At 68.4% G+C, this 12524-nt stretch carries 15 protein-coding genes; 9 read left to right on the top strand and 6 right to left on the bottom strand.

The genetic code is table 11. The features are described from left to right. The first annotated feature begins 16 nt into the window (after nt 1-16). Nucleotides 17-661: a LysE family translocator gene (locus AC1DSO_RS07590; RefSeq protein ID WP_477068259.1), complete on the top strand. Its 645-nt coding sequence runs from the start codon at nt 17-19 to the stop codon at nt 659-661. A gap of 97 nt (nt 662-758) precedes the next feature. Continuing rightward, complete coding sequence (locus AC1DSO_RS07585) at nt 759-1352, top strand: CC0125/CC1285 family lipoprotein (protein WP_477068258.1); 594 nt, start codon at nt 759-761, stop codon at nt 1350-1352. Nucleotides 1353-1482: 130 nt separating this feature from the next. On the opposite strand, the gene AC1DSO_RS07580 is transcribed toward AC1DSO_RS07585, so the two are convergent. Beyond that, the gene (locus AC1DSO_RS07580; protein WP_477068257.1) at nt 1483-2265 is read right to left on the bottom strand and encodes an SDR family NAD(P)-dependent oxidoreductase; all 783 of its coding nucleotides are present in this window, start codon (nt 2263-2265) and stop codon (nt 1483-1485) included. A gap of 55 nt (nt 2266-2320) precedes the next feature. On the opposite strand from AC1DSO_RS07580, the gene AC1DSO_RS07575 reads away from it, so the two are divergent. From AC1DSO_RS07575 to AC1DSO_RS07565, 3 genes are read left to right on the top strand one after another with little or no spacing between them, the layout of a single operon-like run. Continuing rightward, the gene (locus AC1DSO_RS07575; protein ID WP_477068256.1) at nt 2321-2731 is read left to right on the top strand and encodes a YkvA family protein; all 411 of its coding nucleotides are present in this window, start codon (nt 2321-2323) and stop codon (nt 2729-2731) included. Further along, the gene (locus AC1DSO_RS07570) at nt 2721-3371 is read left to right on the top strand and encodes a lysoplasmalogenase (RefSeq protein WP_477068255.1); all 651 of its coding nucleotides are present in this window, start codon (nt 2721-2723) and stop codon (nt 3369-3371) included. The genes AC1DSO_RS07575 and AC1DSO_RS07570 overlap by 11 nt, the downstream gene beginning before the upstream one ends. Nucleotides 3372-3390: 19 nt before the next feature. Further along, entirely contained in the window at nt 3391-3873 is a 483-nt protein-coding gene (locus tag AC1DSO_RS07565) for a nuclear transport factor 2 family protein (RefSeq protein WP_477068254.1), read from the top strand. Here AC1DSO_RS07565 and AC1DSO_RS07560 read toward each other — a convergent pair. Together AC1DSO_RS07560 and AC1DSO_RS07555 are read right to left on the bottom strand one after the other, a co-directional pair. Continuing rightward, the gene (locus AC1DSO_RS07560; protein ID WP_477068253.1) at nt 3870-5159 is read right to left on the bottom strand and encodes a hypothetical protein; all 1290 of its coding nucleotides are present in this window, start codon (nt 5157-5159) and stop codon (nt 3870-3872) included. The genes AC1DSO_RS07565 and AC1DSO_RS07560 overlap by 4 nt on opposite strands. Before the next feature lie 75 nt (nt 5160-5234). Further along, a complete protein-coding gene (locus tag AC1DSO_RS07555) occupies nt 5235-5756 on the bottom strand; it encodes a GNAT family N-acetyltransferase (RefSeq protein ID WP_477068279.1) in 522 nt (173 codons plus the stop codon). Nucleotides 5757-5815: 59 nt separating this feature from the next. Here AC1DSO_RS07555 and AC1DSO_RS07550 point away from each other — a divergent pair, with 59 nt between their 5' ends. Next, a complete protein-coding gene (locus AC1DSO_RS07550; RefSeq protein WP_477068252.1) occupies nt 5816-6994 on the top strand; it encodes a class I SAM-dependent methyltransferase in 1179 nt (392 codons plus the stop codon). 6 nt (nt 6995-7000) lie between these two features. Here the strand turns inward: AC1DSO_RS07550 and AC1DSO_RS07545 are convergent, their stop codons facing one another. Further along, nucleotides 7001-7330: an ArsR/SmtB family transcription factor gene (locus AC1DSO_RS07545; RefSeq protein WP_477068251.1), complete on the bottom strand. Its 330-nt coding sequence runs from the start codon at nt 7328-7330 to the stop codon at nt 7001-7003. 66 nt (nt 7331-7396) lie between these two features. Here AC1DSO_RS07545 and AC1DSO_RS07540 point away from each other — a divergent pair, with 66 nt between their 5' ends. The 3 genes from AC1DSO_RS07540 (at nt 7397) to AC1DSO_RS07530 (ending at nt 9228) form a co-directional block, all read left to right on the top strand. After that, complete coding sequence (locus tag AC1DSO_RS07540; RefSeq protein ID WP_477068250.1) at nt 7397-7846, top strand: SRPBCC family protein; 450 nt, start codon at nt 7397-7399, stop codon at nt 7844-7846. A 92-nt stretch (nt 7847-7938) separates the two neighbouring features. Beyond that, nucleotides 7939-8367, top strand: coding sequence for a DUF350 domain-containing protein (locus AC1DSO_RS07535; RefSeq protein ID WP_047413657.1), 429 nt, complete (start codon nt 7939-7941; stop codon nt 8365-8367). Between the two features lie 27 nt (nt 8368-8394). Next, complete coding sequence (locus AC1DSO_RS07530; RefSeq protein ID WP_477068249.1) at nt 8395-9228, top strand: S1 family peptidase; 834 nt, start codon at nt 8395-8397, stop codon at nt 9226-9228. Here the strand turns inward: AC1DSO_RS07530 and AC1DSO_RS07525 are convergent. Together AC1DSO_RS07525 and AC1DSO_RS07520 are read right to left on the bottom strand one after the other, a co-directional pair. Then, complete coding sequence (locus tag AC1DSO_RS07525; protein ID WP_477068248.1) at nt 9225-10928, bottom strand: AmpG family muropeptide MFS transporter; 1704 nt, start codon at nt 10926-10928, stop codon at nt 9225-9227. The two genes, AC1DSO_RS07530 and AC1DSO_RS07525, sit on opposite strands and share 4 nt — an antisense overlap. Before the next feature lie 33 nt (nt 10929-10961). Then, a complete protein-coding gene (locus AC1DSO_RS07520) occupies nt 10962-12518 on the bottom strand; it encodes a response regulator (protein ID WP_477068247.1) in 1557 nt (518 codons plus the stop codon). Nucleotides 12519-12524 lie beyond the last annotated feature (6 nt).

Below are 12524 nucleotides of genomic sequence, written 5' to 3'. Positions count from 1 at the left end.
AGCCTATATCCGCCCCATGGACCACCTGCCCGTCGATCCCGCCCGCTACGGCGCCTTCCTGGTCGCCATGTTCGTCATGGCCATCACGCCCGGCCCAGCCAACCTGTTCGCCATCGCCACCGGCATGGAGCGCGGCAAGGGCGCGGCCCTGATCAGCGTGCTCGGCATGAACACCGCCACCCTGGTCTGGTTCACCGGCTCGGCCCTGGGCCTTGGCGCGCTGATCGTCGCCTTCCCGAAGGCGTTCCACGTCCTGGCCCTGGCGGGAGCCGCCTATCTGGTCTGGCTGGGGCTGAAGTCGCTGTGGGCGGGGATCAGGAACATCGAGAGCCACGCCTCGGCCACCGTTCGAGCCAAGGGGCGCGCGGGCCGCTCGGCGTTTTTCGACGGCTTCACCGTCCAGATCGCCAACCCGAAAATCCTGCTGTTCTTCTCGGCCGTGCTGCCGCCGTTCCTGGACGTCGAGCGGCCGCTGGCCCCACAGCTGATCATGTTCGCCTGCGCCACCATCGGCATGGACCTGATCAGCATGTCCAGCTACGGCCTGGGCGGGGCGGCGCTGTCCACGCGCATGAACGAGCCAGGTTTTCGTCGAGGATTCGCGATCCTGGTCGGCGTTCTTTTGATCACGGCGGCCGTACTGATCGTATCCAGAGGCTGAGTGATTTCAGGCCTGTATCAAACTGCGCCTTGGCGAAACCACAAAGCCCCGTCAGAGTTGATTCTAACACCGAGGACTCCGCTTGAAGGAGCAAGTCATGTTCATGAAAAAGGCCGCCATCGCCGCCGCGCTCGCGGTCGCCGTCGGGCTGGTGTCCGCCTGCGCCACCCCGACGCCGTACCAGCCGCGCGTCACGTCCGGCTCGGTCACCGGCGGGTTCTCCGAGCAGCGCCTGGAAGGCGACCGCTATCGCGTCAGCTTCGCCGGCAACAGCCTGACCTCGCGCGAGACCGTCGAGCGCTACCTCCTTTACCGGTCGGCCGAGCTGACCGTGCAGCAGGGTTATGACTGGTTCGAGACCGCCGACCACCGCACCGACCGTTCGGCCCGCACCTATGTCGAGCCGGATCCGTTCATGCGCCCGGGCTTCGGCTTCGGATACCCGTACGGCTATTGGCGTCCGTCGTGGCGCTACTACGGCGGCGGCTATGGCTGGCGCACCTGGGACCCGTTCTGGGGTGACCCCTTCTTCGCCGACCGCGCCCAGATCCGCACCGTCGAGAAGTTCGAGGCCGGCGCCGAGATCGTGATGCACAAGGGCAAGAAGCCGGAAGGCGACCCGCGCGCCTACGACGCCCGCGAGATCATGGCCAACCTAGCCAACACGATCGTGCGGCCGGAAGTGAAGTAAAAAGATGCTCCCCCGCGATGCGGGGGAGCTGTCGCGGAGCGACTGAGGGGGCGAGCTGGAAGTCGGCCGCGCTAGCCCCCTCCGGCCCTCTGGGCCACCTCCCCCGCAGCGCGGGGGAGGATCTGAGAGACTAGCGCGGCGGCATGCGGATGCCGCCGTCCAGGCGCACGTCCTCGCCGTTGAAGTAGCCGCAGGTGATCATGGTCAGCGCCAGCTGGGCGTATTCCTCGGGACGGCCGAAACGCTTGGGGAACGGCACGCTGGCGGCCAGGGTGGCCTTCACGTTCTCGGGCGCGCCGTTCATCAGCGGCGTGTTGAAGATGCCCGGCAGGATGGTGTTGACGCGGATGCCGTCGCCCATCAGGTCGCGGGCGATTGGCAGGGTCATGCCGATGACGCCGCCCTTGGAGGCCGAATAGGCGGCCTGGCCGACCTGGCCGTCCTCGCCGGCGACGCTGGCGGTGTTGACGATCGCGCCGCGCTCGCCGTCTTCCAGCGGCTCCAGGTCCAGCATGCCCTTGGCCGACTTGGCGATGCAGCGGAACGTGCCAACCAGGTTGATCTGGATGATCTTGTCGAAGGCGTCGAGCGGGAAGTGCCTGGTCTCGCCTGTGGTCTTGTCGCGGCTGGCGGTCTTGATCGCGTTGCCCGTACCGGCGCAGTTGACCAGCACCCGCTCCTGGCCGTGGGCGGCGCGGGCCTTTTCGAAGCCGGCGTCGACATCGGCGTCGCTGGTCACGTTGACCTTGCAGAACACGCCGCCGATCTCGTCGGCGACCGCCTGGCCGGCGGCCTCGTTCATGTCGAAGATCGCGACCTTGACGCCCTGGGCGGCCAGGGCGCGGGCGGTAGCCTCGCCGAGGCCTGAAGCGCCCCCGGTGACGACGGCGGCGACGGAGTTGTCGAGTTTCATGGACGTTTCCCCAAAGTTCGCGTTTAGGATCAGCTTTAGTGAGAGGTTTAGACCGATGAGCCGCGACGCCAAACCGTCCCCCGACGTAAACGTCAACGAGGTCCTGGATCCGGCCAAGGCGCTGGTCCCGGCCACGGTGCGGGTCAACGAGGAGCGCGTGAAGCGCGGCTTCCTGCCCAAGATCCGCCGGGTGGCCGCCAAGGTGCCGTTCGCTTCGGACGCCCTGTYGGTCTGGTGGTGCGCCCGCGATCCCGAAACGCCGACGGCGGCCAAGGGCATGATGCTGGCGGCGCTCGCCTATTTCGTCCTGCCGACCGACGCGATCCCGGACATCCTGCCGGCCATCGGCTTCACCGACGACGCGGCGGTGTTCGCGGCCCTGGTCGCCATCCTCGGCAAGACCTTGAAGCCACGCCACAAGGAGGCCGCCCAGGCCTTCCTGCAGCGCCTCTCCGATGACGCCTGAGGCGTTCTCGACCGAAACTGGACTCTGGGCGGTCGCGGCCGGCAGCGCCCTTGCCTATGGCCTGATCTTCGTCGAGCAGCCGGTGTCGGCGCTCCGGACCGTGGTCAAGACCGCCTCGGTCGCGGCCCTGGCCGTGCTGGCCTATCTGGACGGCGGCTCGGTGCTGCTGGCCGTCGCCCTGGCCTTCTGCGCCCTGGGTGACGCCTTCCTGGCCGGCGATCCCAAGCGCTGGCTGCCGCTGGGCCTGGCGGCCTTCCTGGTCGGCCACATGGTCTACATCCCGCTGTTCCTGGAGCGGGCCGGCGCGCCGCCGACCTGGTTCTGGCCCGCCGCCGGCGCGGTCGGCGCGGCCGCCGGCCTAATGCTGCGCGCCTTGTGGGGTTCGCTGGGCAAGCTGCGGATCCCGGTCGTCGTCTATGTCCTGGCCATTGTCGGCATGGTGGTCTCCAGCCTGCTGCTGCCCGCGCGCGCCTGGCCGACCACCGTCGGCGCCCTGGCCTTCATGGCCTCGGACGCCATCCTCTCGTTCGATCTGTTCAAGAACGCCAAGCTGCTCGGCTCGCCGCGCCTGACCGCCTGGGCCGTCTGGGCTCTCTATTGGGGCGCCCAGGCCGGCATCTGCCATGGCATGCTGAGCTGACCTCTAACTGGAGACCGCCATGTCCGCCCTGCTGCTCGCCGCCGCCGCCATCGTCAGTCTTGGGGCCGCCAGCCTTGGGGCCGCCGCGACCCCGCCGGCCGATCCGGAAGACAAGGCGGTCCTCGCCGTGGCCCAGGCCTTCTTCGACGGCATGGCCGCCGCCAGCCCTGAGGCCATGCGCGCCACCGTGCTGCCGAACGCCCAGTTCATGGGCGTGCGCACTCAGGCGGACGGCGCGATCAAGGTCAGCCGCGTGGCCTTCGAGGACAGCTTCGGCAAGCACATGGACCCGGGGATCAAGGAGTGGATCTGGTCGCCGGTGATCATCCGCCGCGGCGCCCTGGCCACGATCAGCGCGCCCTACGAGGTCTCCAAGGACGGCAAGACCCTGCACTGCGGGATCGACGTCTTTACCCTGGCGAAGAGCGACGGCGCCTGGAAGATCGCCAGCATCAGCTGGACGGCCGAACCCGGCGCCTGCCCGGAGCTGCGGAAGCTCTAGCCGGCGTAATTGTACTCGGCCTTGCCGTAGACCCCAACGAGATCGATCGCGAAGGTCGCGCCATCGGCCAGGTCGCTGAGGAACGCGTCGTTGGCCTTGGAGTATATGCCGACATCCGCCTTGGCGGCTTCGGCCAGCAGCCAGCCGACCATGGCCGCCTTGGTCCCGATTCCGGTCGCGCCGTCGCCGCCATAGCTGGCGAAATAGTCGACGCGGCTGTCGATCAGAGCATGGACCTTGGCGTCCGTCGGCGCCCCGCCGAAGATCGTCTTGTAGGCATCACGGGTGGAGTCGAAGAGGCTGAGCGAACCATACTTCGCCTCGAACTGAGCCTTGCCCTCGCCGTTCTTGCCCAGGTTCACCGCGAAGTTGATGTAGCGGTTCTCGAGATTGAACGACTGGTAATAGGCGCTGTTGAGATTGTTCGGGTTGGGTCCCGTCGTCGAGACCAGATAGTCAATGCCCGCCTGGCCCGGGATCTTCCCCGTAAAGAACTGATAGGCCAGCGTCGCCACCGAGGTCGTTGCGTCGGCGGCCTTGACCAGGTCGGCGATCCCCTGGCTGGTCGTCTTGTAGCCATTGCCGACCAACAGCGAGGTCTCGAACGCGGTGCTGGACCGCAGGATGTTGGCCGTGGCGGTGGTGACCGTGCTGCTGGTCAAGGACAGGCTCAGGGTCCGGTCGTCGAACTTCACCCGTTCGATGTTGATCAGGGTATCGACCCCCTGATTGCCGGTGGTCCGCGTGTCGCTGACGACCCAGTTCGCGCCGCTCTTGCTGATCTTGAAGTTGTTGGATGCGCCCGAGAAACCGGCGATATCGTTGTTGGCGCCGCCATCGAGCGTGTCGTTGCCCGCGTCGCCATACAGCTCGTCGTTGCCGCCGCCGCCTTCTAACCGGTCGTCGCCGGCGAACCCGCGCATCCGGTCGAGGTCATCGCCGCCGTAGAGCACATCGCTTTCGGACATGATGTAGGACTGCAGCCCCAAGGCGTCGCCCGACCGGTAGAAGCCTACGACGGTCGAGATCGACAGGGCCATGTCGGTGAACCAGATATCGGCGACGCCATCGGTGAAGCCCGTCATGGCGGTGATAACGCCGCTCGTCGGCATGCCGTCCGAGCCGTAGGTGAAGCCCGTTCCGGTGTACGCCTCCGTAACGCCAAAGCCGTAGTCGAACACGAAACGGGTCGACGATCGCTGAGTCGCCGGCGGATAGACGGTCCCCGAGCTGTCCAGGTCCAGGAAGTCAACCGAAACACCGGTTCCCAACCGCATCGTCGTCATGGCAATCCCCCAGGATGGTCCCGCGCTGAACCCTCAACTTGAAATGGCGAAATACACGATGCCAGATGCTACGGTCTACCCCACTCGGAACCGCAGCACCGCGCCGTTCCACAGGGCGTCATCGTGGTCTTCCTCGACGAGGTCCCGCACGCCCGGATAGCTGGCCGCCGCCGTGCGCCAGAAGGCCAGCGCCCCGGTGTTGCGGCGGACCACGGCCGCCTCCCAGACACCCCACGCGGTCCCGAACAGGGCGTGGGCGGCGGCCTGGCCGACGCCGCGCCGCCGATGTTTGCGGACCACGAAGAACTCGGCCACCGCCCGATCGACCGGCGTTTCCGAATGGGCGACGTCGTTGACCAGGGCGAAGCCGACCGGCAGGCCGTTGATCCGGAACAGCCACGGCTCGCGCGACGGATCCGACCAGTGGGTCTCCAGTAGCGGATAACCCGAAAACCGCCCGTCGGGACCCAACTCGCCCTCGACCTTGCGGTCGAACCACAGTTCCGAGAAGTCGTGGATGTAGAGCTGCATCAGGTTGGCGATGATCGGCGCCTCGTCGGGGCGGGCGCGTGTGACGACGAGGCCGCCGCTGGGCATCTGCATTTTCTCCGTGTGCGACAGGTTGTCGCGGACAAACTACGCCTTAAGTTGGCGCCATGATCGAAGCCCTGCTCCGCAAAATGATCAAGACCGGCGACCTCACGGCGCATCTGCCCGGAGGCCGCGTCGTCAAGGCCGGAGACGGCACGGGACCGCCCGTGGTGATTCGGATCAACAACCGCGGTCTGCGCCGGTTGACCAATCCGAGCCTCGGCCTCGGCGAAGCCTATATGGAAGAGGATGTCGTCTTCGAGCAGGGGACCCTTCCTCAACTGCTGGAGATCGTCGGCGAAAGCGGCGGCCGCAAGCCCAAGCGCGGCTCGGCCTTCACCCGTTTCCGCAAGGCCGTGAAGCGGCGGGTCCAGCAGGTCAACGGCCGGGTGGCCTCGCGCCGCAACGTCGCCCACCACTACGACCTGTCGAACGACCTCTACCGCCGGTTCCTCGATACGGACATGCAGTACAGCTGCGCCTATTTCGAGCGTCCGGACATGACGCTGGAGGAGGCCCAGGCCGCCAAGAAGGCCCTGATCGGCCGCAAGCTGCTGATCGAGCCGGGCATGAAGACCCTGGACATCGGCTCGGGCTGGGGCGGCCTGTCCATGACCCTGGCCAAGGACTTCGGGGCCAAGATGACGGGCGTGACCCTGTCGACCGAGCAGCTGGCCCTGGCGACCGAGCGCGTCGACAAGGCCGGGCTATCGGACAAGGTCCAGTTTCGCCTGACCGACTATCGCGACCTGGACGAACCGTTCGATCRCATCGTCTCGGTCGGCATGCTGGAGCACGTCGGCGCGCCGAACTTCCGGACCTATTTCGAGACCATCAACCGCCTGCTGACCGACGACGGCGTCGCCCTGGTCCATGCGATCGGCAAGATGCACGGTCCCGGCGCGACCAACGCCTTCACCCAGAAATACATCTTCCCGGGCGGCTACATCCCCGGCCTGTCGGAGGTGGTCACTGCGATCGAGCAGGCGGGCCTGTGGATCACCGACATCGAGATCCTGCGCCTGCACTACGCCGAGACCTGCCGCATCTGGCGCGAACGGTTCATGGCCGATCCGGACATCCCGATGATGTTCGACGGCCGGTTCCGGCGGATGTGGGAGTTCTACCTGGCCGGCGCGGAGCTGGGCTTCCGGCACGGCGGCCACATGGTCTTCCAGATCCAACTGGCCAAGAAGCGCGACGCCGTTCCGCTGACCCGGGACTATCTGCTGAAAGCGCCCTGAACGGGCTTACGCCTCCGCCTCGACCGCTTTCTTCAGCCGGCTGAGCATCCCCGCCGCATAGGCCGCGTAGGGGCCGATCCAGCGTTCGTGGATGGCGTGGACGGGCAGGGCGTCCAGGTGGTTCCAGCGCTCGCGCCCGCGCCGTTCGGCGACGACCAGTCCGGCCTCTTCCAGAACGGCGAGGTGCTGCATCACCGTGCAGCGGTCCAGGTCCGGGATCAGGGCGCACAGCATGCCGGTCGTGCGAGAATCTTCCTTCAAAAGATCGAGGATCTGGCGCCGGATCCGGTGTCCAAGCGCTTTGAAGATTAGGTCGGCTTCGTCCTCATTTGACATGTTATAAGTCTATAACATATGGTCGTGGCCAGCAAGCGTTTGGGGGCAGCAAGGATGGAGGTATCCATGTCGCACGAATTCACCGTCAGCGGCCGCATCGCCAAGCCCGTGGCCGAGGTCTTCGAGGCCGTGGCCGATCCCAAGAAGCTCTCCGGCTACTTCACCACCGGCGGCGCCCAGGGGCGGCTGGAGACCGGCGCGACCGTCACCTGGGATTTCCACGACTTCCCGGGCGCTTTCCCGGTCGAGGTGGTCGAGGTCACACCGAACGCCAAGATCGTCCTGCGCTGGGGCACGTCCGAGAAGGGCGCCGACTACAAGACCACCGTGACCATGACCTTCGAGGACCTCGGCGACGGCCGCACCCTGGTCAAGATCCACGAGGCGGGTTGGAGCGATACGCCGGCCGGCGAAAAGGCCGCGTTCGGCAACTGCGAGGGCTGGACCGGCATGCTGTGCGCGATGAAGGTCTTCGTCGAGCACGGCCTGAACCTGCGCCAGGGCTTCTACAAGTAGCCCGCTGATCGCCGGATGCGGGCGCCCCCTACGAAGCCTCGTCGACCCGTGTTAGTCAGGGCGCTGTAGATTTTCGGGGGTAGTCCGCGTCCATGCCGTCCCAGCTTCAGTCGCCCGAGGTCCAGGCCTTCGCCACCGGCTTTCCGGTCACCCTGCTGCATGCCAGCGTGACGCTCGTCATGTTGATCCTGGGGACGGCGCTCTACGCCCTGCTGACCCCGCACAAGGAAATCACCCTGATCCGCGAGGGCAATTCCGCGGCGGCCCTGTCGCTGGGCGGGGTGATGGTGGGCTTGGCCATTCCGCTGGCCATCTCCCTGACCGCCTCGACCTCGGTGATCGAGATCATGATCTGGGGCGCGGCGACCATCGCCGTGCAGCTTCTGGTCTTCCGCGTCACCGACATGGTGCTGAAGGGCCTGCCCGAGCGCATCCATGAAGGCGAGGTCGCCGCCGCCGCCCTGCTGGTCGGCGCCAAGCTGGCCACCGCCCTGATCCTCGCCGCCGCCGTGGCCGGCTGATCGCGCCGGGCCTGGGGGCGTCCTAAAGTGCATTTTCCCAAGCTTCCCGACTGGCTGGTCTATGCCGCGGCGGTCAGCGCCCTGGTGATCGTCGCCGTCGGCCGGCAGGAGCGTTCGGACGCGCCGCCGCCGCCGCCGCCGGTGCCGGGCGAGGAGGGACTGCCGCTGGGGCCGTCCTCGCCGTTCGACCCGTCGATCGTGGTCCAGGTGCCCGACCGGCCGGAGCCGGGCTCGGGCACGGCCTTCTCGGTCGGCGACGACGGCACCTGGCTGACCGCCCGTCACGTGGTCGAAGGCTGCAAACGCGCCGCCATCGTCGTGGCCGACGGGCGTGGCGTGGCCGCCACGATCCATGTCGATCCCAAGGCCGACGCGGCCATCCTGACCACCGAGGGCGGGGCCCCGGCCGTGCCGCTGGGCCTGGACGCGCCGCTGCGCCGCGGCGCGCGCGCCTATCACCCTGGTTTTCCGCAGGGCCATCCCGGCGAGGCCGCTTCGCGCCTGCTGGGTCGCGAGAACCTGGTCGTCCACGGCCGAGGCGCGCGCACCGAGCCGGTGCTGGTCTGGGCCGAGGTCGGTCGCACCGACACGCTGAAAGGCACCCTGGCGGGCCTCTCGGGCTCGCCGGCCCTGGACAGCGCGGGGCGGGTGATCGGGGTGACGGTGGCCGAGGCTCCGCGTCGCGGCCGGATCTACACGACCGCGCCCGAGACCTTGAAGGTCCTGCTGGGCCCGCACCGCCGGCCCTCGCCGTCGGAGTTCGCGCCCAGCGAGCCGATCACCACCGAGAACTACGGCCGCGTGGCCGACGGCCTACGCCGTGACCTGCGGGTGGCTCAGGTGGTGTGCCTGGCGGTCTAGGCCGTCGCCGCTTCAGTCTTCGCCGTCGTCTCGCCCTGGCGCGCCGCGACCATGAACGACAGCACGATCGCCACGACGCCGATCAGGGCGGTGTAGATGAAGAAGGTCGTATAGCCGGCCGCCATGGCCTGGGCGCTGACGCCCAGCTTGGCGCCGGCGGCGGTGAAGCTCTCGGGCGGCAGGCGGGTGAACAGGCCCTTCAGGGCGCCGATCGGCCCGCCGGCCTCGGCGGCCAGGGCCGAGCTCTCGACGATTCGGCCGGACTGCGAGGCGATCAGCTTGCCGGGCAGGGCGTATAGTGACGAGAACAGGGCGTACTGGGTGGCCGTGAAGCCGGCGGTGGTCAGGCTGGACATGTAGGCGATCAGCGCCGTGCCGGCGATGCCGCCCGCCAGGTTGTCGATGCAGATCGAGGCGAACAGCATCGGCAGCGAGTGGCCGCTCATGGCCAGCAGGGCGAACAGCAGGTTGCTGATCGGCTGGGCGAAGGCGCCGATGACCAGGGCCTTCATCAGGCCGAGCCGCGCGACCACCACGCCGCCCAGGAAGACGCCGATCATCGAGGCGATGATGCCGAACACCTTCCGGATCTCGGCGATCTCGGTGAGGGTGAAGCCCATGTCCCGATAGAACGGGTTCATGATGTTCAGCACGAAGTCCGAGACGCGATAGACGCAGATCGCCGCCAGGATCAGGCCGGCGACACCCGAGAAGCGCTTGGTGAAGTCGATCAGCGGCTCGCCGAACGCCGTCGACATGTAGACGCCGGGCTTGGTGCGCACCTTGGGGATCGGCCAGGCGGCGACGACCACCACGGCCAGACCGATGATGACCCCGACCAGCTGCAGCCACACGCCGTTCGGCTTGGCCTTCCAGGCTTCGGCCAGGGCCTCGCCGCCGACCATCTTGGAGAGCAGGGTCGCGTCGCCGGCCAGGCCGGAGCCCAGGATCAGAGCGCCCAGCAGCAGGATGGCCAGGCGGACCAGCCACTCCAGGATTTCCAGGGATCGGGGCTGATTGACGTCGCCGGTCGGGATCGGGCGGATCGTATGCTCCGCCTCGCGCGGGGCCCACAGGGTCGCCAGCACCCCGACGCCCACGACCACGCCCATTACTGCGTACGAGAAGTTCCAGCCGAAGCGCTCGGCCAGCAGCAGCGGTCCCGCGCCGGCCGCGATCATGGCGACCCGGTAGCCCCACTGATAGGCCACCACCATCGGGCCCTGCTCCTCCTTGTCGGCCACCTCGATGCGCCAGGCGTCGATGACGATGTCGTGCGAGGCGGTGGCGAAGCCGACGGCCACGGCCGCCGCGCCCAGCATGGCCAGCTGCGAGGCGGGATTGAGGGTCGAGATCGCGAACAGGCCCAGGATCATCGCCGTCTGGAAAACCAGAATCCAGGCGCGGCGATGGCCGAGAAGGCGATCCAGCACCGGAACCTTGGCCCGGTCGATCAGCGGAGCCCATAGGAACTTGAACGTGAACGACAGGGTGGCCAGGCTGAAGAAGCCGATCACGGCCAGTGACGCGCCGGCGTCGCGCAGCCACAACGACAAGGTGTCGAAGATCAGCATGTAGGGCAGGCCCGACGCGAAGCCGAGGCCCAGCATCACCAGGCTGCGCCGCTCCAGGAAGAAGGCTAGGGTCTGAAGAAGAGTCTTCTTCTTCGGCGCGGTGTCGGCCTGCGCTTGGTCGGTCATGCGGCGATCCCCCGGCGGGGATCGTCCCGCCCTCTAGCCGGCGACCTTGGCTCGCGTCGCGGTTTTCGTCCAGCCGGAGGACGCGCCGCCCGTCGTCCAACGCTTCAGGGCGTCGCGCAGGGCCTCTTGTGTGAGGGGCTTCACGAGGAAGTCGTCCATGCCGGCGGCCAGGCAAGCGCGTTTGTCCTCGTCGAAGGCGTCGGCGGTCAGGGCCGCGATCGGGGCGGCGACACCCTTGGCGCGCAGGGCGCGGGCGGCGTCGACGCCGGACAGGCCCGGCATTCGCAGGTCCATCAGGATCAGGTCGTAGGCTCCGGCCACCGCGGCGGCCACCGCCTGCTCGCCGTCGGCGACGCGGTCGACCTTGCAGCCTTCGCGCTCCAGCAGGGTGCGGGCCAGCAGGGCGTTGATCGGATTATCCTCGGCCAGCAGCACGCGCACGCCGTGGGCCACGGCGCCGGCGATGCGGTCGTCGTGAGCGGGCTCTTCGGCCGAGTGGGCGTCTTCGTGGCCATGGGCGACGCTGGCCCGCAGCACCTGGGCGACCATGGAGGCGGCGCGCAGCGGCTTGATCAGGTAGCCGCTGAAGCCGGCGGCCTTCAGGCGGTCGATACGATCGCGCTGCTCGGGCGTCAGCAGCACCACGGCCTTGCGACCAGCGGGCGGCTTGAGCGCGCCGCGCGGACCCGCCAGGGCGGCGTCGATCAGCAGCACCGCGTCGGCCGGCGCCCCCGACAGGGCCGAGGCGACGTCGACGGCGGCGAAGGCGCGGCCGCCGGCGGCCTCGATCTGACGCGCGGTGGCGGCGCGGACGATGGCGTTGGGCGAAGCGATGGCCACGCACCGGCCTTCCAGCGGCGCCGCGCGGAGCGCGGGGGCGGCAATCTCGAAAGGCGCCTCGAACCAGAACTCGGCGCCCTGGCCCAGCTCGCCGCCGACTCCGATCTCGCCGTCCATGGCGTTGGCCAGCCGCGCGACGATGGCCAGGCCCAGGCCGGCGCCGCCCAGTTGGGTGGCGTGGGTGATGTCGGTCTGCACGAAGGCTTCGAAGATCCGGGTCCGCGCCTCGGGCGCGACACCGGGTCCGGTGTCGGCCACGGAAAAGCGGATGCGGCCGCCTTCTTCTGCGGTGGGCGCCGTGGCGTTCGCCGACAGCAGCACGCCGCCCGCCTCGGTGAACTTCACGGCGTTGCCGGCGAAGTTCAGCAGGATCTGGCGCAGGCGGCCCTCGTCGGCGCGGATGGTCGGCAGGGGCGAGGGCAGGGCCCAGGCGATTTCGACGCCCTTCTCGTGGGCGCGTGGGCTCATCAGTTCGGCGACCTGGCGCAGCAGGCCCTCGATGTCCACGGGCGCGAGGCTGAGTTCGATCGAGGCCGCGCCCAGGCGGGCGAAGTGCAGGACGTCGTTGACCAGCGACAGCAGGTGGTCGCCGCTCTCGCGCAGGGCGGTGACGTACGACCGCTGCTCGGCCGTCAGCTTGGTGTTTTCCAAGAGGCGCGCCATGCCCAGCACGCCGTTCAGCGGGGTGCGGAACTCGTGGCTCAGGGTGGCCAGCTGCTCGGGCGTGACGCCGGGTCTTTTGTCGGTCATGGCGGG

It is taken from the genome of Caulobacter sp. P4_E5 (assembly GCF_056401555.1).
The sequence above is the reverse complement of the archived record's forward strand: the minus strand, read 5'-3'. Positions and strand labels throughout refer to the sequence as shown.